At 63.0% G+C, this 22734-nt stretch carries 22 protein-coding genes; 10 read left to right on the forward strand and 12 right to left on the reverse strand.

Annotation, left to right across the window (positions count from 1 at the left end; genetic code table 11):
* Positions 1 to 4 precede the first annotated feature (4 nt).
* Positions 5 to 739: a pseudouridine synthase gene (locus BUB23_RS20195; RefSeq protein ID WP_073106903.1), complete on the forward strand. Its 735-nt coding sequence runs from the start codon at positions 5 to 7 to the stop codon at positions 737 to 739.
* Positions 740 to 761: 22 nt separating this feature from the next.
* Here the strand turns inward: BUB23_RS20195 and BUB23_RS20200 are convergent, their stop codons facing one another.
* Positions 762 to 1616: a 23S rRNA (adenine(2030)-N(6))-methyltransferase RlmJ gene (locus BUB23_RS20200; RefSeq protein ID WP_073106905.1), complete on the reverse strand. Its 855-nt coding sequence runs from the start codon at positions 1614 to 1616 to the stop codon at positions 762 to 764.
* Positions 1617 to 1633: 17 nt separating this feature from the next.
* Entirely contained in the window at positions 1634 to 2389 is a 756-nt protein-coding gene (gene ugpQ, locus BUB23_RS20205) for a glycerophosphodiester phosphodiesterase (protein WP_073106908.1), read from the reverse strand.
* Positions 2390 to 2602: 213 nt separating this feature from the next.
* On the opposite strand from ugpQ, the gene BUB23_RS20210 reads away from it, so the two are divergent.
* Complete coding sequence (locus tag BUB23_RS20210; RefSeq protein WP_073106911.1) at positions 2603 to 4570, forward strand: SurA N-terminal domain-containing protein; 1968 nt, start codon at positions 2603 to 2605, stop codon at positions 4568 to 4570.
* Between the two features lie 52 nt (positions 4571 to 4622).
* On the opposite strand, the gene BUB23_RS20215 is transcribed toward BUB23_RS20210, so the two are convergent.
* Entirely contained in the window at positions 4623 to 5204 is a 582-nt protein-coding gene (locus tag BUB23_RS20215) for an arylesterase (protein WP_245801336.1), read from the reverse strand.
* A 55-nt stretch (positions 5205 to 5259) separates the two neighbouring features.
* On the opposite strand from BUB23_RS20215, the gene BUB23_RS20220 reads away from it, so the two are divergent.
* Positions 5260 to 5931 (forward strand): ABC transporter ATP-binding protein, encoded by a 672-nt coding sequence (locus tag BUB23_RS20220; protein ID WP_073106916.1) that lies wholly within the window; start codon positions 5260 to 5262, stop codon positions 5929 to 5931.
* 22 nt (positions 5932 to 5953) lie between these two features.
* Here BUB23_RS20220 and BUB23_RS20225 read toward each other — a convergent pair whose 3' ends face one another.
* Genes BUB23_RS20225 through BUB23_RS20235 form a run of 3 tightly spaced genes read right to left on the reverse strand, consistent with a single transcriptional unit; the run spans position 5954 to position 8734 of the window.
* Positions 5954 to 7255 carry a TRAP transporter large permease gene (locus BUB23_RS20225; protein WP_073106918.1) on the reverse strand — a complete coding sequence of 434 codons (1302 nt, stop codon included), beginning with the start codon at positions 7253 to 7255 and terminating at the stop codon, positions 5954 to 5956.
* Positions 7248 to 7754, reverse strand: coding sequence for a TRAP transporter small permease (locus BUB23_RS20230; protein ID WP_073106921.1), 507 nt, complete (start codon positions 7752 to 7754; stop codon positions 7248 to 7250). Before BUB23_RS20230 ends, BUB23_RS20225 begins: the two co-directional genes overlap by 8 nt.
* Positions 7755 to 7756: 2 nt before the next feature.
* Complete coding sequence (locus tag BUB23_RS20235) at positions 7757 to 8734, reverse strand: TRAP transporter substrate-binding protein (protein ID WP_073106924.1); 978 nt, start codon at positions 8732 to 8734, stop codon at positions 7757 to 7759.
* A 228-nt stretch (positions 8735 to 8962) separates the two neighbouring features.
* Between BUB23_RS20235 and BUB23_RS20240 the strand changes: the two genes are divergently transcribed.
* The 5 genes from BUB23_RS20240 (at position 8963) to BUB23_RS20260 (ending at position 15482) form a co-directional block, all read left to right on the forward strand.
* The gene (locus tag BUB23_RS20240) at positions 8963 to 12595 is read left to right on the forward strand and encodes a hydantoinase B/oxoprolinase family protein (protein WP_073106927.1); all 3633 of its coding nucleotides are present in this window, start codon (positions 8963 to 8965) and stop codon (positions 12593 to 12595) included.
* A 58-nt stretch (positions 12596 to 12653) separates the two neighbouring features.
* On the forward strand, positions 12654 to 13511 hold the full coding sequence (locus BUB23_RS20245; protein WP_073106930.1) for a DMT family transporter: 858 nt from the start codon (positions 12654 to 12656) through the stop codon (positions 13509 to 13511).
* A gap of 77 nt (positions 13512 to 13588) precedes the next feature.
* Complete coding sequence (locus BUB23_RS20250; protein WP_073106932.1) at positions 13589 to 14428, forward strand: peptidoglycan DD-metalloendopeptidase family protein; 840 nt, start codon at positions 13589 to 13591, stop codon at positions 14426 to 14428.
* A 6-nt stretch (positions 14429 to 14434) separates the two neighbouring features.
* Complete coding sequence (locus BUB23_RS20255) at positions 14435 to 15121, forward strand: AzlC family ABC transporter permease (protein WP_073106935.1); 687 nt, start codon at positions 14435 to 14437, stop codon at positions 15119 to 15121.
* Between the two features lie 16 nt (positions 15122 to 15137).
* Positions 15138 to 15482 carry an AzlD domain-containing protein gene (locus BUB23_RS20260; protein ID WP_178372363.1) on the forward strand — a complete coding sequence of 115 codons (345 nt, stop codon included), beginning with the start codon at positions 15138 to 15140 and terminating at the stop codon, positions 15480 to 15482.
* Positions 15483 to 15488: 6 nt separating this feature from the next.
* Here BUB23_RS20260 and BUB23_RS20265 read toward each other — a convergent pair whose 3' ends face one another.
* The 6 genes from BUB23_RS20265 to xth form a co-directional block, all read right to left on the reverse strand.
* Positions 15489 to 17756, reverse strand: a complete 2268-nt coding sequence (locus tag BUB23_RS20265; protein ID WP_073106938.1) for a RelA/SpoT family protein — start codon at positions 17754 to 17756, stop codon at positions 15489 to 15491.
* Between the two features lie 18 nt (positions 17757 to 17774).
* Positions 17775 to 17978: a DNA-directed RNA polymerase subunit omega gene (gene rpoZ, locus BUB23_RS20270; protein WP_073106940.1), complete on the reverse strand. Its 204-nt coding sequence runs from the start codon at positions 17976 to 17978 to the stop codon at positions 17775 to 17777.
* Between the two features lie 31 nt (positions 17979 to 18009).
* Positions 18010 to 18645 carry a guanylate kinase gene (gmk, locus tag BUB23_RS20275; protein ID WP_073106943.1) on the reverse strand — a complete coding sequence of 212 codons (636 nt, stop codon included), beginning with the start codon at positions 18643 to 18645 and terminating at the stop codon, positions 18010 to 18012.
* 136 nt (positions 18646 to 18781) lie between these two features.
* A complete protein-coding gene (locus BUB23_RS20280) occupies positions 18782 to 19111 on the reverse strand; it encodes a hypothetical protein (protein WP_073106946.1) in 330 nt (109 codons plus the stop codon).
* Positions 19098 to 19742, reverse strand: a complete 645-nt coding sequence (locus BUB23_RS20285; protein ID WP_084136165.1) for a class I SAM-dependent methyltransferase — start codon at positions 19740 to 19742, stop codon at positions 19098 to 19100. Before BUB23_RS20285 ends, BUB23_RS20280 begins: the two co-directional genes overlap by 14 nt.
* 151 nt (positions 19743 to 19893) lie before the next feature.
* Positions 19894 to 20688: an exodeoxyribonuclease III gene (gene xth / locus BUB23_RS20290; protein WP_073106949.1), complete on the reverse strand. Its 795-nt coding sequence runs from the start codon at positions 20686 to 20688 to the stop codon at positions 19894 to 19896.
* A 321-nt stretch (positions 20689 to 21009) separates the two neighbouring features.
* Between xth and BUB23_RS20295 the strand changes: the two genes are divergently transcribed.
* Positions 21010 to 21843 (forward strand): Bug family tripartite tricarboxylate transporter substrate binding protein, encoded by an 834-nt coding sequence (locus BUB23_RS20295; RefSeq protein ID WP_245801337.1) that lies wholly within the window; start codon positions 21010 to 21012, stop codon positions 21841 to 21843.
* Positions 21803 to 22696 (forward strand): amidohydrolase family protein, encoded by an 894-nt coding sequence (locus tag BUB23_RS20300; protein WP_425439568.1) that lies wholly within the window; start codon positions 21803 to 21805, stop codon positions 22694 to 22696. The genes BUB23_RS20295 and BUB23_RS20300 overlap by 41 nt, the downstream gene beginning before the upstream one ends.
* Positions 22697 to 22734: the final 38 nt, after the last annotated feature.

A 22734-nucleotide genomic window follows, 5' to 3' on the forward strand; every position in this document is an offset into this window, starting at 1 on the left:
GCTCATGGAAAAAATACGAATTTCAAAATTGATGGCCGAGCAAGGCCTGTGTTCGCGCCGCGAGGCCGATGCCTATATCGAGCGCGGCTGGGTCAAGGTGGACGGCGCGGTGGTTTCGGAACTGGGCAGCAAGGCCTGGCCGGGCCAGAAGATCACCCTGGACAAGCAGGCCCAGCGCCGCCAGACCTCGCGGGTGACCATTTTGCTGAACAAGCCGGTGGGCTATGTGTCGGGGCAGGCGGAGCAGGGCTATCGCCCGGCGGTGTCGCTGATCACGGCCGGGTCGCAGTATCGCGCGGACAAGTCGTCTTTGCGGTTCGAGCCCGGCCATTTGCGTGGGCTGGCGCCGGCGGGCCGGCTGGATATCGACTCGCAGGGCTTGCTGGTACTGACCCAGGATGGGCGGGTTGCGCGGCAGCTGATAGGCGAGGATTCGGACGTCGAGAAAGAATACCTGGTCCGGGTGCAGGGCAAGCTCGGCGTCAATGGGCTGAAGTTGCTGAATCATGGGCTCATGCTGGATGGCCAGCTATTGCGGCCCGCGCATGTGGCCTGGCAGAACGAGGATCAGTTGCGGTTTATTTTGCAGGAAGGCAAGAAACGGCAGATTCGGCGTATGTGCGAGCAGGTGGGGCTGAAAGTCATCGGGCTGAAGCGGGTGCGCATGGGGCGTATCGTTCTGGGGGATTTGCCGCCGGGGCAATGGCGCTATTTGAAAGAGGCGGAGCGGTTTCTGTAGATTCCGCGCCTATCGTTGCGCATCAAACGCTGTGCTGGTCCAGTGTGAAGCCGGCCCGGTCGTCTATCGCGAGCTTGTCGCGCAGCCAGGGCAGGGTGCCGGCCAGTTCGGCGTGCAGGGTCCAGGGCGGGTTCAGGATGAACATGCCGCTGCCGTGCAGGCCGAAACCGTCCTCGCTGGGCTTGCGCACGGTCAGGCTGGCATGCACCCATGGCGTCTTCAGGCGTTCCAGCGAGCGCGCCAGTTCCTGGGCTTCGCGCCGCTGCACCAGGGGATACCATAAGGCAAAACAGCCGGTGGCGAATCGTTTCAGGCCTTCGTTGATGGCCAGCAGCGCCTTGCGGTAGTCCTGCTTGTCTTCGTACGAAGGGTCTATGATCACCACCCCGCGGCGCGACGGCGGCGGCAGTTGCGCCTTCAGGCCTTCGAAGCCGTCGGCCTCGTAGATAGTGGTCTGGCGCAGGGCGGCGCGGCCTTGTTGCGCCAGATTATGCTTGAGCACTTCGGCTTCCGAGGGGTGCATTTCGAACAGGCGCAGGCGGTCGCGCTCGCGCAGGGCGCGCAGGGCCAGCCAGGGCGAGCCCGGATAGAAGTTGGCGACGCCGTCGGGGTTGAAGAAGCGCACTTCCTCCAGGTACCTTTCCATCATCGGCGGCATGTCCTGCGCCTGCAGGACGCGATCCAGTCCGTCGACGAATTCGCCGTTGGTCAGAGCCCATTCGCTGCGCAGATCATAGAGCCCCGCGCCGGCATGGGTATCGATGACCGAATACGGGGTGTCTTTGCGATTGAGGTAATCCAGAATGTGGATGAAGATGGCGTGCTTGAGCACGTCGGCGTGGTTGCCGGCGTGGAAAGCGTGTCGGTAGCTGAACAAGAATGATTCCTTTGGGTCTAGATGAAATAGGCCGGTGAAATGGTCTGGATCTCATCGGTGACGATGGCGTTGCAGCCCCAGTCCAGCAGTTCCTGCGCCCGCGCCGGCTCGTTCACCGTCCAGACGGCCAGGGTATGGCCGGCGTCGAGCACCGCCCGCGCCAGGGGCAGCGTGGTGTATTTATGGTTCAGGTTCAGGCCCACGCAGCCCAGGCGCCGCAAGCGGCTGGGCCAGTCGCCGGGCACTTCGCGTTCGATAAGCAGCGCGCGCGGGAGTTCAGGGGCCGCCTGCATGGCCGCCTCGAGCGCGATTTCCGAGAAGGACGACAGCAGGGGCGGGACATCGGCGCCGGCCCAAAGTTCGCGGGCCAGGCGGGCCACCTGCCTGCCGGTCTCCGCCTCGGCGCCGGCGCTGGGCTTGATCTCGATATTGCTGCGTATGCCGTTGGCCAGGGTGTAGGCGGCGATGGACTGCAGGGTCGGGATGGGTTCGCCCGCGTAATCCCGGGAATGCCAGGCGCCGAAATCGAGCAAGGCCAGCTCCTTGAAGGTTTTGCCGGCGGCGTCGCCGGCGCCGCTGGAGGTGCGGTCGACCGCGTCGTCGTGCAGCAGCACGGCCACGCCGTCCTGGCTGAGCTTGACGTCATACTCCATCATGGTGAAGCCGTGCCGGGCGCCCAGGCGCATAGCCGCCAGGGTGTTCTCGGGAGCCTGGCGGCCTGCGCCGCGATGAGCTATCAGTTTCGGGTAGGGCCAGGTCGGGGTGTCGGGCATCGTGGGTATCCGGTTATTCCAGCGGCAGAAACAATGCTGGCATTTTATCGCCACTTGCCCACATTACCCTGCGAGCTCGCGCAAAGGTGGTGGTAAACTGCATAAAAATTTTAGTGTTCTACTGGGGTTTTTCGTAATCATGGCGATCTCGGTCGCCTTTTTTGATGTAACCGTCGCGCACGATCTTATGGGCTGCGTGTCAGTGGGTGATTAATGTTCGATTTTATACGTACGCATCAACGCTTGATGCAACTGGTTCTGTTGGTGCTGATCCTGCCGTCCTTCGTGTTGATTGGCGTCAGCGGCTATACCAACTACGTGTCGGGCGATCATGAGCTTGTCAAGGTAGGGAGCTCCTCCATCACCCAGCAAGAATTCGACCAGGCGCGCCGCAACCAGCTCGAGCAGTTGCAGCAGAACAGCCAGGGGGGCTTCGATCCGGCCGTGCTCGACAACGAGCCGGCGCGCCGCGCCCTGCTCGAATCGCTGATCGATCGCCGCGTGATGGCCACCACCGCGACCAAGGAACGATTCAGCGTTTCCGATACGGCCCTGCGCCAGGCGATCGCTTCGATGCCGCAACTGCAGGTCAATGGGCAGTTCTCGCCCGAGCGCTATAACCAGGTGCTGGCTTCGGCGGGCCTGACTACGCGCGACTTCGAACAAAGCCAGCGCGCCGAGCTGGCGCTGGACCGCGTGCTGGGCCCGGTCGCGCTTACCGCCAGTGTTCCCGCATCGGTGGTAAGCAAGCTGGAGCACGTGCTGACCGAAGAGCGGACCATACGGCTGGTGGCGTATCCGGCCAGCGATTACGAAAAAGACCTCATGGTCAGCGACGCCGATGTCGCGGCCTGGTACGAAAAGAACAAGCAAAGCCTCGAGCTTCCCGAACAGGTCAGCGCGCAGTATCTGTTGCTCAACGAGGCGGCGGCGATGGAAAACCTGCCCGCCGCGAAACTCGAGGATCTGCAGAAGTATTACGAGCAGAACAAGGCCCGCTATGTGCAGCCGGCCCGCGTCAATGTCAGCCATATCCAGGTCAATGTTCCGGTAGGCGCGACCGACGACCAGCGCGCCGCGGCCAAGGCCAAGGCGGAGGAAATCGCCAAGAAGGTCCGCGCCGACAAGTCCGCCTTCGCCGCCATTGCGCGCGCCGAATCGCAGGACGCCGGCACGGCCAAGGACGGCGGCAAGCTGGGCTGGATCACCAAGGGCTCCTGGCCCGCCGGCCTGGAAGAGGCCGTGTTCGCGCTGGGCAAGGGCGATGTTTCGGACGTGGTCGACGGGCCCGGCGGCTACCATATTTTCCAGGCGGACGATGTCCAGGCCGAGAAGGGCGAATCCTTCGAGGAAGCCAAAGCCAAGATCGAAGTCGAGGTGCGCCGCCAGCTTGGCGCGGAACGCTACGCCGACATGGCCACGCGTCTTACCAGCCTGGTGTATGACAATCCCGCCAGCCTGCAGCCCGCCGCCGACGCGCTGGGCGTGAAAGTCAAATCGGCCGCCGGCATTGCCCGCGATCGCCTCCTGCCGTCCGACGAAGTCGGGGCCAATGCGGCCTCCGCCGGCGAAGACGCTTCCATCCTGGATGACGCGCGCGTTCGCCGCGCCCTGTTCACCCCGCAGGCGCTGAACGAAAAGCAGAATTCGGGCGTCATCGAAATCTCGCCCGACACCATGGTGGTCGTGCGGGTCGAGGCGGTCGCGCCGGCCCATGTTCCGGAGCTCGATAAAGTCAAGGGCCACATACTTGAGCAACTGAAGACCGCAGGCGCGCTGGCCGCCTCCGAGAAAGCCGGGCAAGAGGCGCTTGCCTCATTCCGCAAGGCTCAGGATAAAACCCAGGTCCCTGAAAAATTCGGCACGCCGCTTACCGTCAGCCGCATCAACCCTCAGGGCCTGGGCAAGCCGGTGCTTGACGCGGCATTCGCGGCTCCGGGCAAGGCTTTGCCCGAATATGCCGGCGTCAAAGGGCCGCAGGGCTTTGTCATCGTGCGCATCGAAGAGGCCAAGGCGGGCAAGGCCGATGATCCCATGCTCGCCGCATTGCCGGTGGAACTGAGCCAGGCATGGGGGCGCGCCGAACAGCAGGCGGTGCTCAAATCCATGCGCGTCCAGGCCAAGGTCAAGGTGCTGCCGGAAGCCCAGAAGGCGCTGGCCGGCGAAACCGCGCAGAATTAGGCCAATTAGGCCGGGCGGCGGCGTTGGCCGCAAAGCCCGCGCCGGCCGTGCCTTACTGGGGCCTGAGCATGGGCTGCAGCTTTTCCCAGACGTTCTCGGCCAGGGTCGCCTGGGCCTGTTCGTTGGGATGCATGCCGTCGGCCTGGAACATGCGCTTGTCGGCGGCGATGCCCTCGAACAGGAAGGGCACCAGGGCGGCCTTGTATTCCTGGGCCGTCGCGGCGAAAAGCTGCTGGAATTGTTCAGTATATTGGCGCCCGTAGTTGGGCGGTATGCGCATGCCCAGCAACAGCACGCTGGCCCGGGATTGCTGCGACATGGCCACCATTTTCGACAGATTGTCCTGCGTCATCTTCAGCGACAACCCCCGCAAGGCGTCATTGCTGCCGAGTTCCAGGATCACGATTTCCGGCCGGTAGCGCGCCAGCGCGGCAGGCAGGCGGCTCAGCCCGCCGCTGGTGGTGTCGCCGCTGATGCTGGAGTTGTGTATCTGGTATCCTGTTTTCTCTTGGGCCAGGCGGCGGCCTAGCAGGGCAACCCAGCCGGAATCGCGCTGCAAGCCATACTCCGCCGACAGGCTGTCGCCGATCACCAGTATTGCCGGGCCGGGGCCAGGGGCCGCATTCGCGGCCATGCTCGACAAGGGCAGGCAGCAAAGTGCCGCAACTATAAGACGCCAGCGTATCCACATGAATTACATCCATTCAATCGAAGTCAGTCAGTTATGCCAAAGAGTCAGCGACTCTTCGGGCGTGCTCGATATTTTAAGCAATGTCAGTTTTACCGTTCCCGATGGCCAGGCAGTCGCCGTGACCGGCAGCTCGGGCTCCGGCAAGTCGACTTTGCTTGGACTGCTGGCCGGCCTGGACGTTCCCTCGTCCGGCCAGGTAAAGCTGTTGGGCCACGATTTGTTCGCGCGCGATGAAGAGGCCCGCGCGGCCTTGCGCGCGGCGCATGTGGGCTTTGTGTTCCAGTCGTTCCAGCTATTGCCCAATCTTACGGCCCTGGAAAATGTCATGCTGCCTTTGGAACTCGCCGGAAAGCCCGCGCTCGAGGCCGCAAAGAGCATGCTGGAGCGCGTGGGCCTGAAGGACCGCCTGGACCATTACCCCAAGACCCTGTCGGGCGGCGAGCAGCAGCGGGTTTCACTGGCGCGGGCCTTCGTGGTGCAGCCCCGCCTGCTGTTCGCCGACGAGCCCACCGGAAGCCTGGACCCGCAAAACGGCGCGAGGATCATCGAACTGATGTTCGCGCTGCATCGGGAACATCAGACCACGCTGGTCCTGGTGACCCACGATGCGCAACTGGCCGGCTTGTGCCAGCGGGAATTGCGGCTGTCGGCGGGAAAGCTGCTGGCTTGAACCGGCTGGGCGCCATCCCGCTTTACATGGTCATGTGCCTGGGCAGCCAGGTGGCGATTTCCGGCACGGCATACACGATCAGGACGCCGGCTATCATCAGCAGGAACATGGGAAAGGACACCCGCGCCAGATAGGGCAGCTCTTTCCTGGTCATGCCCGAGAGCACGAACAAGTTGAAGCCTACCGGCGGGGTTATCTGCGCCATTTCGATGACGAAGACCAGGAATATGCCGAACCATATCAAGTCTATGCCGGCCGCGGTCACCGTGGGCAGCAGCACGCCCATGGTCAGCACCACGATGGAGATGCCGTCCAGGAAGCAGCCGAGAATGATGAAAAACACCATCAGGGCCACAATGAGGCCGAATTGCGTCAGGCCCAGCGACGTTATCCATTCGGCCAGCGCCCGCGGCAAGCCGATATAGCCCATGGCCAGGGTCAGGAACTGCGCGCCGGCCAGGATCAGGGCGATCATGCAGTACAGCCTGGTCGCGCCCATCAGCGATGCTTTGAAGACCTTCCCGTTCAGCGAGCCCTGGGCCAGCGACAGGATGAGCGAGCCCAGCACGCCGACCGCGGCGGCTTCCGTCGCGGTCGCGAAACCAGTATAGATGGAGCTGAGTACGACGGCGATGAGAATGACGACCGGGATCAGGTGGCGCGACTCGTGGATCTTCTGGCGGAAAGTCAGCGGCTCGTCGGCGTGGGGGATTTGATCCGGATGCAGCAGCGCCCAGATGGCGATGTAGCCCATGAAAAGGCCGGCCAGCAAGATGCCTGGAAAGATGCCGGCGATGAAAAGCTTGGAGATGGAGACATCGGCCGATACGCCATAGACGATCATGATGATGGATGGCGGAATGAGCAGACCCAGCGTGCCGGCCCCGGCCAGCGTGCCGATGATCTGGTCTTGCGGATAGCCGCGCCGGGTCAGTTCCGGTATGGTCATCTTGCCTATCGTGGCGCAGGTTGCGGCCGACGATCCGGAAACGGCCGCAAAGATCGCGCAGCCGACCACATTGGTGTGCAGCAGGCGGCCTGGAATCCGGTCCAGCCATGGCGCAAGCCCTTTGAACAGGTCCTGGGAAAGGCGCGATCGGAACAGGATCTCGCCCATCCAGAGGAACAGGGGCAAGGCGGTGAGGGTCCAGCTCGAAGCCGCGCCCCAGATGGTGATGGCCATGGCGTCGCCGGCGGGTCGATTGGAAAACAGCTCCATCCCCAGCCACGCGGCTCCGGCCAGCGTCAGGCCCACCCATACCCCGCCGGCCAGGAATCCAAAAATGGACAAGACCAGGAGCGACGTTACCAGCGCTTCATTCATAGTGTGCTTCTTCAGTAAGCCTTGCTTCGGGTATGCCCCGCATGCGCCTTATGGTTTCATCGAGCACGGCGATGAAAAAGATCAGGGTGCCCACGGCCATGGCGATTTGCGGAATCCACAGCGGAGTGGCGTCGTCGCCCGTCGAGATATCGTTGTAAGAGTAAGAGTCCAGCGCCAGTTTGGCGCTGAACCAGCATAAATTGGCGGTAATGGCGCAGGCCACGAGTAGCGCGAAAATATCCAGCCGCATGCTGGCCCTGGATGGCAGGGCCGACAGCACCAGCGTAACCCGTATATGTTCCCCGCTTTTGAATGTGTGGGCCAGGGCGAGAAAGCCGGCGGCGGCCATGGAATAGCCTGCATAGGCGTCCAGCCCGCCTATATGCAGGCCCAGCTGGCGCGTGGCGACGGACATGACCACCGCCACCAGCACGCCAACCATGAAAACGGCGGCCAGGCCGCCGGCCGCCAGGTAAAGGCTATCCAGGAAACGGCGCATGCTTATTTGCTTGCCCGGAAGGCATCGATGACTTTCTGGCCGTCCGGGCCGGCCTTCTGGATCCATTCGGCCAGCATGGTATCGCCGACTTTATCCAGGCCTTGCATCAGCTCCGGGCTGGGCTCGATGATTTCCATGCCGTTCTTGGCCAGGTTGTCCAGATACCACTGGGTTTTCTCCTTGGACAAGGCCCAGCCGCGTTTTTCCGCGTCGGCGCCCGCCTGCAGCAGCGCTTTCCTGCTCTTGTCGTCCAGCGCGTCGAAAGCTTTCTTGTTGACGATGATCGCATTCTTGGGCAGCCAGGCCTGGGTGTCATAGAACTTCTTGATGTATTCGTAGGTCTTGGTGTCCCATCCGGTGGACCCCGAGGTCATGAAGGCATTGACGACGCCGGTGGCCATGGCTTGCGCCAGTTCCGACTGCTGGATGGTCACGGGCTGGGCGCCGACCAGTTCGGCGATTCTCGCCGTCACGGGGCTGTAGGCGCGCCATTTGACGCCTTTGAGGTCGGCGACGGTCTTGATGTCCTTGTTGGCGAAAATGCCCTGGGGCGGCCAGGCGACGGTGTAAAGCAGGGTCATGCCCTGCGTGGCCAGTTTCTTGTTCAGCAGGTCCTTCTGCGCCTGGTAGAGTTTCCAGGCGGCATCGTAGCCGGTCGCCAGGAAGGGCAGCCCGTCCAGCGCATACACCGGATCTTCGTTGGCATAGTTGGTGAGCAGGATCTCGCCGATCTGCGCCTGATTGCCTTGCACGGCGCGCTTGATTTCAGGCGCCTTGTAGAGCGACGCGTTGCTGTGCAGCGTGATGTTGAGTTCACCGCCCGACAGCGCGCTGACGTCCTTGGCGAACTGCTCCAGGTTCTGGGTGTGCAGGTTGGACGCCGGATACGCGCTGGGAAGATCCCATTTGGTCGCGGCTTGAGCATTCAGTGCAAAAGCGGCGGCGCCGGTCGCCGCCAGTAAAGCAAGCGTCTTTTTCATTATGGGTATCCTTTGAGTGGAAAGGCACATCAGTGCAACACGCGGAGCGATCCGATTGTAGTGTGCGAATTGGCGATTTCAGGCCGTTCGAAGGCCAATTCAGGGTAATTACTAGGGCTCGCCGGCCGCATGGTTTGCGCAGGAACGGGGAAAGCGTTCTAATCGTTTCCTTTAGATTTAAACAAGGCCTCAGCGGCCTTGTCCGTCCAGCCGGCAATCGGAGCGCGCATGAAGAAGTGGCAATTTTGGGTCGATCGCGGCGGCACTTTCACCGACATTGTGGCGGTGACGCCCGAGCGGCATATCCTGACCTGCAAGCTGCTATCCGAGAATCCGGAGCAATATCGCGACGCCGCGGTGGCGGGGATAAGGCGCATCCTCAATGTGGCGCCGAACGGCAAACTGCCGGCCGGGAGCATCGAATGCGTCAAGATGGGCACGACCGTGGCCACCAATGCGCTGCTCGAGCGCAAGGGCGAACGCACGGTGCTGGTGACCACCCGCGGCTTCCGGGACGCGCTGCGCATCGCCTACCAGAACCGTCCGCGCCTGTTCGACCGCCATGTCGTGCTGCCCGAATTGCTGTACGAGGGCGTCGTCGAAGTCGATGAACGCCTGGATGCGCGCGGCCAGGTGCTGCGGGCGCCGGACCTGGCCGCCCTGCGAGCGCAACTGACCGAGGTCCATGAGCGGGGCGTGCGCGCCATCGCGGTCGTATTGATGCACGCCTGGCTGCGGGCCGACCATGAAGTGCTGGTGGCGCGGCTGGCGCGCGATATCGGCTTTACCCAGGTATCGGTGTCGCATGAGGTCAGCCCGCTGATCAAGTTCGTGTCGCGCGGCGACACTACCGTGGTCGATGCCTATCTTTCCCCCATATTGCAGCGCTATGTCGAGCAGGTGGCCCTGGAATTGCCCGGCGTGCCCCTGCTGTTCATGCAGTCCAGCGGCGGCCTGACGCAGGCCGGCAGGTTTCGCGGCAAGGACGCCATCCTGTCGGGGCCGGCCGGCGGCATTGTCGGGATGGCGCGCACCAGCGAGCGCGCGGGCCTCTCCAAGGTCATCGGCTTCGACATGGGCGGCACATCCACCGACGTTTCCCACTATGCCGGCGAATTCGAGCGCGAGTTCGAGACGCTGGTGGCGGGCGTGCGCATGCGGGCTCCGATGATGAGCATCAATACCGTGGCGGCGGGCGGGGGCTCCATCCTGCATTTCGATGGCGCGCGCTTGCGGGTGGGGCCCGACTCGGCCGGGGCGAACCCGGGGCCGGCTTGCTATCGCCGCGGCGGCCCTCTGGCGGTCACGGACTGCAATGTCATGCTGGGCAAGATCCAGCCCGACTTCTTTCCCCCGGTCTTCGGCCCGAGGGCGGACGAGCCGCTGGATGCCGCCACGGTGCGCGAGCAGTTCGGGCGGATGGCCATGGCGGTGGCCGAGGCCACCGGGCGGGAAATGGGCGCCGAAGCCCTGGCCGAAGGCTTTCTCGCCATCGCGGTCGGCAATATGGCTGAAGCCATCAAGCGTATTTCGGTCCAGCAAGGCCACGATGTCACGACTTATGCCTTGACGGTGTTCGGCGGGGCGGGCGGGCAGCACGCCTGCCTGGTGGCCGACGCCCTGGGCATGACGCGGATTTTTTCGCATCCTTATGGCGGCGTGCTGTCCGCTTATGGCATGGGCCTGGCCGACCAGATCGAAATCCGCCAGCAGACCGTCGAGAAAGTGCTCGATGCCGGCCTGTTGCCTTTCCTGGAGGAATGCCGGATACAGCTGGCGCGGCAGGCCGCGCAAGGCCTGGGCGAGCAGCATGGCGAGCACGGCCCGATACGCTGCGCCTGCCGCGTGCACTTGAAGTACGAAGGCACCGATACGGCGCTGGACGTGCCGCTGGGCGATTCGGCGGCGGCGATGCAGCAGGAGTTCGAGCAATCATATCGCCAGCGCTATTCCTTCCTCATGCCCGACCGGCGCCTGGTGGTCGAGTCGATTTCGCTGGAAGCCAGCCTCGCCGGCGACCAGATAGAAGAGCCGGAGGCGCCCGCGCCGGCGCGCCAGGGGCCGGCGCGGGCCAGGGCGCTGCGCCCCATGTTCAGCGCCGGCCAGTGGCGCGACACGCCTGTCTATGAGCGCGCCGACCTGCAGGCGGGCGATGTGCTCGATGGGCCGGCCATCATCGCCGAGCCCAACCAGACCCTGGTGGTCGAGCCGCAATGGCAGGCCACGCTGACGCGGCAGAATCACTGGATGCTCGAGCGCCTGCAGCCCCTGACCGGCCAGATGCAGGTGAGCTCGGAGGTCAACCCCATCATGCTGGAAGTCTTCAATAACCTGTTCATGTCGATCGCCGACCAGATGGGCGTGCGCCTGCAGAATACGGCGTACTCCGTCAATATCAAGGAAAGACTGGATTTCTCCTGCGCCATATTCGATGTGCAGGGCAACCTGATCGCCAATGCGCCGCATATGCCTGTGCACCTGGGGTCGATGAGCGAATCGATCAAAACCGTCATGCGCGAGAATGCCGGCCGGATGCTGCCGGGCGACGCCTATGTGGTTAACGATCCTTACCATGGCGGCACGCATCTGCCCGACGTCACGGTCATCACGCCGGTGTTCGACAGGGCCGGCCTGGACATATTGTTTTTTGTCGGTTCGCGCGGCCACCATGCCGATATCGGCGGGCTGACGCCCGGCTCCATGCCGCCGAATTCGAAAACCGTGGAAGACGAGGGCGTGCTGTTCACCAATTTCCAGCTGGTCGGCAATGGCCTGTTCCGCGAGGCCGAGGCGCGGGCGATACTGGGCTCAGGCAAATGGCCCGCCCGCAATCCCGACCAGAACCTGGCCGATATGCGCGCGCAGATCGCCGCCAACGAAAAGGGCGCCCGTGAACTGCTGAATATGTGCGACCAGTTCGGCCTGGGAGTGGTGGCGGCCTATATGCGGCATGTGCAGGACAACGCCGAAGAAGCCGTGCGCAAAGTCATCACGCGCCTGCGCGACGGCCGCTTCGATTACGCGCTGGACAATGGGGCGCATATCCGCGTGGCGATCACGGTCAGGCAGGAAGACCGCAGCGCCGTCATCGACTTCACGGGGACGTCGGCGCAGCTGGACAATAACTTCAACGCGCCGGAATCGATCGCCGTCGCGGCGGTGCTGTATGTCTTCAGGACGCTGGTCGATGACGATATCCCGCTGAATGCGGGCTGCCTGAAGCCGCTGGAAATCGTCGTGCCGCAGGGCTCCATGCTCAAGCCCAACGCGCCGGCCGCGGTGGTGGCGGGCAACGTGGAAACCTCCATGTGCATCGTCAATGCCTTGTACGGGGCCTTGGGGGTGCTGGCCGCGAGCCAGGGCAGCATGAACAATTTCACCTTCGGCAACCATCAATACCAGTATTATGAAACCGTGGCGGGCGGCACCGGCGCCGGGCCCGAACGCATAGGCTTGCCATTCGAGGAGGCGGGCGGTTTCGATGGCACGTCGGTGGTGCAGGCGCATATGACCAATTCCCGCTTGACCGATCCCGAGGTGCTGGAGCTGCGCTTCCCGGTCAGGCTGGAATCCTACGAAATACGCCGGGGTTCGGGAGGGGCGGGGCGCTGGCGCGGCGGCGACGGCGGCGTGCGCAAGCTGCGTTTCCTGGAACCCATGACGGCGGCGATTCTGTCCAACAATCGCGTCTATCCGCCTTTTGGCCTTGCCGGCGGCCAGGCCGGGGCGCTGGGCCTGAATTATGTCGAGCGCGCCGATGGCAGCCGCAGCCCGCTGGGGCCGCAGGATAGCACCGAACTCGCGGCGGGCGATGTGTTTGTCATCGAAACTCCCGGCGGAGGCGGCTACGGTGCGCCATAATCCGGGTTTTCCAGGCTGCGCGGGGCAGTATTCAATGCGACAAGAGCGGGCTTGAGCAATGGCGGCGTTGGCGATATTGTTCGTTTTCATCTGGTCCACCGGCTTCATCGTGGGCAAGGCGATTGTTCCGTACGCCGATCCCACCCTGTTCCTGCTGGTGCGCACCCTGATGGCCGCCGCCATGTTCACGGCTATCGCGCTTTACGTAAAGGTGCCCTGGCCGGCCTGGCGCCAGGTGCCCAAGCACCTGCTGGCGGGTGTCCTGTTGCAGGGCCTGTATCTGTCGGGCACCTATTGGGCCATCGCGGGGGGGCTGCCGCCCGCCATCATGGCGCTCATCGGTTCCTTGCAGCCGCTGATGACCGCCTTTTTCGCGATACCCATCCTCAAGGAGGTCCCGACCCGTAAAATCTGGCTGGGCCTGGTGCTGGGCTTGCTGGGGGTCTTCATGGTGATAGAGCCCAGCCTGGCGCAGGGCGGCCACGATGGCTTTTCCATGGGCGTGCTCTTGATCGCGCTGCTGGCCGTGCTGTCCATCACCTTTGGCACCATTTTGCAGAAGACGTCGATCGCCGGCGTGGATATCCGCGTGTCCGCCGCCCTGCAGAATATCGGCACGGTATTCTTCACCGGTCTTTTTGTCTGGATACTGGGGGAGGACCGCTGGATCTGGTCCGGCGAATTATGGGCGTCGCTGATCTGGGCGGCGTTCGTGCTGTCGGGCGTCGGTACGCTGCTGCTGGTCTGGATAGTGCGGCGCGGCCAGGCGGCCACGGCGTCGTCGCTCATGTTCCTGGCCCCGCCCCTGGCGGCGATAGAGGCCTACTTCCTGTTCGGCGACCGTCTCGGCCCCATTCAGCTGCTGGGCTTTATCATAGCGGTGGCGGGCGTGCTGGTCTGCAACTGGCGCCGCTAGCGCGCCGCCGGCGCGCGGAAATTCAATAGAAACGGCGGCCCCGGAAGGAGCCGCCATAGCCAGGAAGGGGAATATTCATGCGGGGATACGCATTGTTGATGGCGGCGGCGCTATGGTGGCCGCTGGCGGCCGGCGCGCAGGGTTATATCAGCCGCCTGCTGCATCATCCGGTGCCGGGCGGGGTGGCGGTCGTCGCCCTGGGGCAGGGCGCGCAGGCGCCGCGCGCCTTCCTCCAGGAAAACCGGGTCATGGTGCTGCGCGACAGCGATCAACAATGGATAGCCGTCGTGGGAATAGACCTGAAAACACCCCAGGGCCAGCAGGTGTTGAGGGTGGAGGATGCGCGGGGCTCGCGGCAAGCCGGCTTTCTCGTGGGCCGCAAGGACTACAAGGCCCAGCATATCAAGCTCAAGAACAAGAGCCAGGTGAACCCCGACCCCGAGCAAGTCCGCCGCTACGAACGCGAATACAAGGAGCAGATCGCCGCCTATGGCCGCTTTCGCGAAGATGCGCCGAGCAATGTATCGCTGGACAGGCCTGTGGACGGGCGCTTGTCCAGCCCTTTCGGGCTGCGGCGCTTCTTCAACGGCGAAGAGCGCAATCCGCATTCCGGCCTCGATTTCGCGGTGCCGCAGGGTACGCCGGTGAAGGCGCCCGCCGATGGCGTGGTCACCATCGTCGCCGACTATTTCTTCAACGGCAAGACGGTCTTCATTGATCATGGTCAGGGTTTCATCACCATGTACTGCCATTTATCGGCGTTCGAGGTGAAAATGGGCGACCAGGTCAAGCGCGGCCAGGTCATCGCCAGGGTAGGGGCGACGGGGCGCGCCACCGGCCCCCATCTGCACTGGAATATAAGCCTCAACAATGCCCGCGTCGATCCCGCCATCTTCATCAATGCCTTTGCGCCCTGACGCGCCATGACGCCGGCTTTTTTCCGCGGATTGCGCGACAGCCTGGCCATCGCCGTCGGCTATGTGCCGGTGGCGGTGTCGTTTGGCCTGGCGGCCGTATACGCCGACATATCCCCGTGGATGGCGGTGCTGGTGTCCGTGCTGGTCTATGCGGGCGCCAGCCAGTTCATCCTGATCAGCCTGGTGGCCAGCGGCGGCGCGGCGTTCAGCGTGGTCGGCATTGTCCTGCTGATGAACCTGAGGCATTTGTTCTATGGCCCCGCCTTGCTTGCCAAGCTGGACCAAGGCCAGCGGCGCCGTCCCATGTTCCTGCTGGCCGCCGGCCTGACCGATGAAGTCTTTGCCACGTCCATCAGCAAGCTGGGCCGGCAGCCGGCCCACGAGCGCGAATCCTGGTATGTCGGGCTGCAGCTGGGCGCCTATCTCGCCTGGGTGGGCGGCACGGCCGCGGGCGCTTTCTTCGGCCACGACTGGCTGCGTGATTCGCCCTTGCTGTCGCAGACGCTGGGTTTCGTGCTGCCGGCGCTATTCTTTGCGCTGCTGCTGGAAATCAGGCGCATCGTGGCCTTCTATGTATTGGCAGGGGCTGCCGCGGCCACCTTGCTCGGCCTGTTTGTCCTGCCCGTCTACGGCGCCATCGTGGCCGGGATGCTGGCCGGCGCCCTGCTGGGCGCGCTGCGCGCCCGGGCATGACATCATGGAGCTGCAAATGACCGATGCTTCCTTGTTGTGGGTGATCGCGCTGAGCGGCGCGGGCACCTTCCTGATCCGCCTGCTGCCCATGCTCAGTCAGAAAAAGGGGCTTGAAAGCGTCTGGAGCCGCGGCGGCCTGCGCAATGCCCTGGACGCCGTGGGGCCGTCGGCGATCGTGGCTTTGCTGGCGGCGTCTTTCTGGGGCATGATAGACCGCCATCCCACGGCGCAGAATGCCCTGCCCATCGTGCTGGGCTTGCTGGGCGTGATGCTGGGCAAGCGCCTGCTGGGCAGCATCGCCTGGGCGACCCTGAGCGGCGTGCTGGCCTATGGCCTGGCCTTGTGGGCGCTGTCCGTCTGAACCGGCTCAGCCCTTGAGGCGCACGATCTTCTGCACCTGCGGCACATGGCGTATGGCGCGTATCACCTGGGCCAGGTGCTTGCGGCTGTCGACCTGCACGGTCAAGTGCAGCAGGCCGGTCGAGGCGGCGTCGTCCTGCATGGTCAGATGCATGATGTTCGAGTCGGCTTCGGTTATCTCGGCGGCCAGCCGGCCCAGGACGCCGCGCTCGTTGATGACCGTGACGTCGAGCCGGGTCGACAAATGCCTTGCGGTGTTGGTGTCCCACAATACCGGGATCCAGCGTTCGGGTTCGCGCGCCCGCTGGCGCTGGGCGACTGCGCATTCTTCCATGTGCACCACCAGCCCATGCCCGAGGCGGATTCCGCCGATGATGGCGTCGCCCGGCAGCGGGCCGCAGCAGGGCGCCAGCTGGACGGCCTGGCCTTCGTTGCCATGGATCAGGATGGGCGCGCTGTTGGCGGAGGCCAGATCGTCAAAGGCCGCCGCCGTGGTCGCCAGAATGGCGTTTTCGGGCGCGAAGCGGCGCGCCACCACGGCGGCCAGCCGCTTGCCCAGGCCGATGTCGGCCAGGATCTCTTCGCGCGAAGACGCGCCTGAGCTTTTGGCCAGCTTTTCCCAATCGGGGTCGTCGTCGGCCGGATGCGGCAAATGCAACTGGTCGAAAGCCTGATTCAGCAGGCGCTGGCCAAACGCCACCGACTCTTCCAGCTTGACGGTGCGCAGGTAATGGCGGATTTCCGAGCGGGCCCGGCCCGTGCGCACATAGTTGAGCCATTGCGCGCTCGGCCGCGATGCCGGCGAGGTAATGATTTCCACGGCGTCGCCGCTTTTGAGCTCGGTGCGCAAGGGCGCGAATTCGCCGTTGATCTTGGAGGCGACGGCCTGGTTGCCGATATCGGTATGTATGGTATAGGCGAAGTCCACCGGCGTCGCGCCGCGCGGCAGGGAGAGGATCTTGCCTTGCGGCGTGAACACATACACCGCGTCGGGGAAAAGATCCACTTTCACGTGCTCGAGGAATTCCCCCGAATCGCCGGTCTGGCTCTGGATGTCCAGCAGCGACTGCAGCCACTGGTGGGTGCGCTTTTGCAGGTCATTGAGGGTGACATTGTCTTCTTTGTAGAGCCAATGCGACGCCACCCCTTCTTCGGCCACATGGTCCATGTCGCGCGTGCGGAACTGGAACTCCACCGGGGTGCCGTAGGGGCCCACCAGCGTGGTGTGCAGCGACTGGTAGCCGTTGAGCTTGGGGATGGCGATGTAGTCTTTGAACTTGCCCGGAACCGGACGGTACAACTGGTGCAGTGTCCCCAGCGCCAGATAGCATTCGGGCAGGGTATGGACAATGACCCGGAATCCGTAGATATCCAGCACTTCGGAAAACGACTTTTTCTGTTCGGTCATTTTCGCGTAGATGCTGTAGAGGGACTTTTCCCGGCCGCTGACTTCGGCTTCGATGCCGGCCGCCGGCAAGGCGACCCGCACCGCGTCGGAGATCTTGCCCAGCACTTCGCGACGATTGCCGCGGGCGGCCATCATGGCCTTGTACAGGACCTGATAGCGGTTCGGGTGTATGGCCTGGAAACAAAGGTCCTGAAGCTCGCGGAACAGCGCGTTCAGGCCCAGGCGGTGCGCGATGGGGGTGTAGATGTCCAGCGTTTCGCGCGCGATGCGGCGGCGCTTTTCCGGGCTGACCGCGCCCAGCGTGCGCATGTTGTGCAGGCGGTCGGCCAGCTTGATCAGAATGACGCGCACGTCGCGCGCCATGGCCAGCAGCATCTTGCGGAAGCTTTCGGCCTGCTGTTCGGCCTTGGTGGCGAACTCCAGCCGGTCGAGCTTGGACAGGCCGTCGACGATTTCCGAGACGTCCGCGCCGAATTTCTCGGCCAGTTCCTGCTTGGTCACGCCCTGGTCTTCGATCACGTCGTGCAGCAGGGCGGCCATCAGCGAATCGGCGTCGAGCTTCCACCCGGCGCAGATTTCGGTTACGGCGATGGGATGGGAAATATAAGGTTCGCCGCTGGCCCGGAACTGGCCCAGATGAGCCTGGTCGGAAAACCGATAGGCCTCTTTGACGCGTTCGACGTCCTTGGGGCTGAGGTAGTGGCTGATGACCTTGGTCAGCGGCGCCAGCGAGGCTATGGTGTTGGGCGGGCTGTCAGTGCTGGCGAGCAGCGTGGTTTTTTGCGGCTTGCCCCGGCGCAGGCGGGAGCCCTTCTTGAGGACGGCCAAGAGCCCGGAGGAAGCACCACGAAGACTGGTAAACGCCATGAGCCTCGCCCTGCGGGATCAGGTGGGGACTTTGCGCAGCATTTCCACGCCGGTCACACCGGCAGCGATTTCGCGTAAAGCCGTCACAGTGGGTTTATCTTTGCTGTCAAGACGGGGCTCGTGGCCTTGCGCCAGTTCGCGCGCGCGGTAAGTGGCGGCCAAGGTCAGGTTAAAGCGATTGGGGATTTTGTCCAGACAGTCTTCAACAGTAATACGGGCCATGGTTAACCTATAAGCAAGGGGGTTGGGGGAGTCAGGCCAGCGTTTTGCTGATGCCTAGTTGCGAAAAGAGTTCGGCATTGCGGGCGGCCTGGGTGCCATAGCGCAGGCGGGTCGCTGCAACAATTTGCCCCAGTTGTAGCAATGCAGTGCTAAATTCTTGATTAATAATAACATATTGGCACTCTGATACATGCGACATCTCACTGCCGGCGGCCAGCAGCCGGCGCGAAATCACATGCGGCGCGTCCTGGCCGCGGTTGGTCAGGCGCGATTCCAGCGCTTCGATGGACGGCGGCAGTATGAAGATGCCTATTGCTTGCGGATAGTGCTCGCGCACCTGGCGCGCGCCTTGCCAGTCGATTTCGAGCAGCACGTCCTTGCCCTGGTCGAGCGCGGCATCGATCCGGTCGCGCGGCGTGCCGTAGAAATTCCCATGGACTTCCGCCCATTCCAGCAGGGCGTTGCCATCGCGCAGGGCCAGGAATTCGTCGGCGCTGACAAAGCGGTAGTGTTTGTCGGCTTGCTCGCCCGGCCGCGGCGCGCGGGTGGTGCAGGAGATGGACAGGACCAGGCTGGGGTCCTGGTCCAGCAACGCGTTGACCAGGCTGGATTTGCCGGCTCCGCTGGGCGCGACCACCATGAATATATTGCCGGAGTAGGACGACATGATAATTAATCAGTAACAATTGGAACAGGCAAGGATAGCAAATCCGCCGGCGGTTTTTCGATGCCGGCGCTCTTATGCGGTATTTTTTTACAAAGTAAGAGGGACCGGCGCCGGGGACGCCGCAGCGCCGCGCGCCCTAATTCAATGGTTCGGGCGCGGCTAGTCCGAGTTCTTCCAGGGCGTCGAGGTAGGCCTGCTGGTTCACGCACAGGAATACCGCCGCGTCGCCCGGGTTCATGTTGAAAGTGATGTCCTGGATCTGTCCGCGCGCCTCGTCGGCCTGGTGAATGGCGGCCACGTGGACATCGCCGTCGCGCTCGAACTGGTCGCGCGGAACGAAGTCGGCGACCCGGTTGATGTCGGGTTCGCTCAGGACGACATAGGCGCGGAATTGCAGGTCTTCGACAGTGACGTCCAGTACGAGACCGTGCTCCAGTGTTTCAACGACGTGGCTAAGGGCATTCATGGGCGGGGTGTGGCAGCTTGGCTGACTTGTACGAAAAAGTGGTGATGTTGGCCGGGGGCAGATTGGCCCAGACGACTTTGGAATTGGTCTGGTGGGCCTGTACGTAGCTGCGCCATTTCGGCAAGCGCAGATTGTACGTGAATTGAATGGCCACGCCGCCGTCGTGCAACAGCGTTTGCCATTGCCGCAAGATGGCTTGCGTTATGGGCTCGGGCAGCGAACACAGGGGCAGGCTGGAGACGATGGCCCGGATTTTGATGTTGCGGGGAATCAGGTCGCCGAGGTCCGCCGCATTGCCATGGATGATATCGACCTGCGGGAAGCGCTGGCGCAGCCGCTGGACGAAGGGGCTGGAAAATTCGATGACTTTGAGCCGTTCCGGGGCCACGCCGTGGTCGAGCAGGGCGCGGGTTATCACGCCCGTGCCGCCGCCCAGCTCGATGATCAGCCCATCGCTGGATTCGGGAAGCTGCCGCGCCATCTGCCGCGCCAGATAGCGCGAACTGGGGCATATGGCGCCGATGGCGCCTGGCCGGTTGTATAGCTCTTGAAGAAATATGCCGGGGGCAATGTTTTTAAAGTACTCTGAAACGCGCTGGGCGCCGCCCAACTTTAAAACTCGAAGCATCATAGAACCTGTCATATCCAAGTTGGGCTACGTTAACAGCTGATGGAACGAACACGATGTCGAAATGTTAATAGCGATACCTTGCTGAAACAGCAGTATATGTGCTGCGGCGACGGCATGGCGAATATCTTGGCCGGGCGTGATAAAGCGCAAATCAGGCAAGCGCGGCGGCAAAATCAAGCGTGGCGATCACCGGGACATGATCGGACGGCTGCTCATTGGCGCGCGGCGCCTTGTCGATGACGCAGGCCGTGCAATAGGGCTGCAGTGCCTGCGACAGCAATACATGGTCGATACGCAGGCCGGCATTGCGGCGAAAGGCGTAACGGCGGTAGTCCCACCAGGTAAAGGATTTTTCCTCTTGTTCGAACTGGCGGAACGCGTCGCTCAGGCCCAGCTCCAGCAGGGACCCGAAGGCCTCCCGCTCGGGCTCGGAGACCAGGACGTCGCCTATCCACTTCAAGGGGTCGTGGACATCCTCGTCCTTGGGAGCCACATTGTAGTCGCCCAGGATGGCCAGGCGAGGGTAGCGCTGCAGCTCGTCGCGCAGCCATGAGCGCAGCGCTTTGAACCACTCGAGCTTGTATTCGTATTTGTCGCTGCCTATGGATTGGCCGTTGGGGCAATAGGCGCTGATCACGCGGATGTCGCCCATGGGGCTGTCCAGGGTAGTGGCAATGATGCGCTGCTGGTGGTCGTCGTATGCGGGCAGATTGCGCTGCACATCGGTGCCCGCGCCGCGGGTAATGACGGCCACGCCGTTATAGGTCTTCTGGCCGGCCCAGTTGGCCTGGTAGCCGATCTCGGTGAAAGCCTCCAGCGGAAACTTTTCGTCGGGCAGCTTGAGTTCCTGCAGGCACAGCGCGTCGACCGGATTGGCGGCCAGCCAGTCCAGCACCTGCGGCAGGCGTACTTTCAGGGAGTTGATGTTCCAGGTGGCTAATTTCATTTTCAATCTATCATGTTGTTATTCAAAATACTCATCCTAATATGCCTATGCTTGCATGCAAACGTGAGCTAGAACGAAACGGCATAGCTGATACAGTCATTGACCTATCGCGGTATTAGCCGCAGAGCGGAATAATAGGCCTCCCCGACAATAATACATGGAGGCAGTATGTTTTCCCTTTGCAAAACTACGCATATACTTTTTAGCTCCGCCGTCAGCGTCACAATGTTATTCTGCGCTCCGGCGCAGGCTGCCAGCGAGTGGCCCAGCAAACCGATCACTATCGTGGTGTCTTATCCTCCGGGCGGCGGCGCCGACCTGATGGCGCGCCTGGTGGCCCAGAAAATGTCGGCGCAGTTGAAGCAGAGCGTCATCGTCGAAAACAAGCCCGGGGCTAGCGCGCAAATCGGTGCGAGCTACGTCGCCAATAGCGCTCCTGACGGCTACACGCTGCTCGTCGATGCGGCATCGTTCTCTATCAACCCGAACCTGTACCCGAAGCTGCCCTACGATGGGATAAAGGCCTTCGTGCCGGTTGGCGTGCTGGCTCGTTTCCCATCCGTAATCGTTGTCACGCCCAGTTTCTCGGCCCAGTCGCTTGCTGACCTGATCGGCCTTGCCAAAGCCGAGCCTGGCGGCGTGTTTTATGCATCCGCCGGCAATGGCTCGGCGCAAAATCTGGGTACGGTGCTTTTCATGGAAAAGGCCGGGATCAAGCTCGAGCAAATTCCCTATAAAGGCGGCGGTCCGGCTATGACGGACGTCATGGGCGGTCAGGTTCCGATGTATTTTGCCAACGTCGCATCGTCCATCGCCCATATCAAGGCAGGCAAACTGCGCGCCCTGGCGGTGACCGGTTCAACCAGGGCTGAGGCCTTGCCGGACGTGCCGACGCTCAAGGAAGCTGGCGTTGTCGACGCCGAGTCATACGAATGGAATGGAATGTTCGCGCCCAAAGGCACGCCGCCCGAAATCGTTGACAAGCTTGCACTCGCACTGGAGCAGGCTCTCGATTCTCCCTCTGTGTCCGACAGAATCAAGGAGTTGGGCGGCCAGCGTTTGCCTGGAGGGCGCGAGGCGGCGGTCAAGTTCGTGCAGGAACAGTCGGACCGGGCTGGCGAAATCATTCGCCACAACAACATCAAGGTCGACTGAACCGACAGGCCGGCCAATCGACCAAACAGCAGGGAGAATCACATTGATTACCGTGGATAGCCATGCGCATATTTTCGAGCGCAATTTGCCCATTGTCCATAGCCCGCGCTACCTGCCCGGCCACGATGCCACGCTGGAGGAGTATCTGGGCTACTTGGATGCGAACGGAATTAGTCACGGCGTGCTGGTCCAGCCCAGTTTCCTGGGCTCCGACAACAGCTACCTGTTGGCCGCCCTTGGGCGCAAGCCGCAGCGGCTTCGTGGTGTCGCCGTCGTCGATCCCGAAGTGTCAGAAGACGAACTGTCGCGCATGGCGGACTCTGGCGTCGTCGGCATACGCCTCAATCTGATCGGCCAGCCACTGCCCGACATGCGCGCCGACCCATGGCCGCGGCTGCTCAGGATGCTGACCGCCTTGAATTTTCACGTGGAGATTCATCGCCAGGCTGGCGATCTGGCGCAACTGCTCGATCCCTTGCTATCGGCATCCGGGGTCAATGTCGTTGTCGATCATTTCGGCCGGCCTGATCCCGCGCTCGGCGTGGACGACCCGGGATTCCGCTATCTATTGTCCTGTGCGGCGTCGCGCCGCGTCTGGGTGAAGGTGGCGGCCTCCTATCGCAATGGTCCCGATGGCCGGGGCGCGGCCATCGCGCTGGCGGCGATGCCTTTGTTGCGCAAGACCTTCGGGCTGGAGCGGCTAGTGTGGGGCAGCGACTGGCCGCACAGCCAATTCGAGGCGACCGAAAGCATACAAGCCGCAAAAGCGCGCCTGGAAGAATGGTTGCCGTCGTCCGCCGATCAGGCGATCGTGCTGGGCGAAACGCCCGTGCATCTGTTTCATTTTGCGTGACGATGATGCAGAAAGGGGAGATGCGAATGACGCATTCG

Origin of the sequence: Pollutimonas bauzanensis (assembly GCF_900129885.1) — a bacterium.
In the GTDB taxonomy this organism is placed as follows: Bacteria; Pseudomonadota; Gammaproteobacteria; order Burkholderiales; family Burkholderiaceae_B; genus Pollutimonas; species Pollutimonas bauzanensis.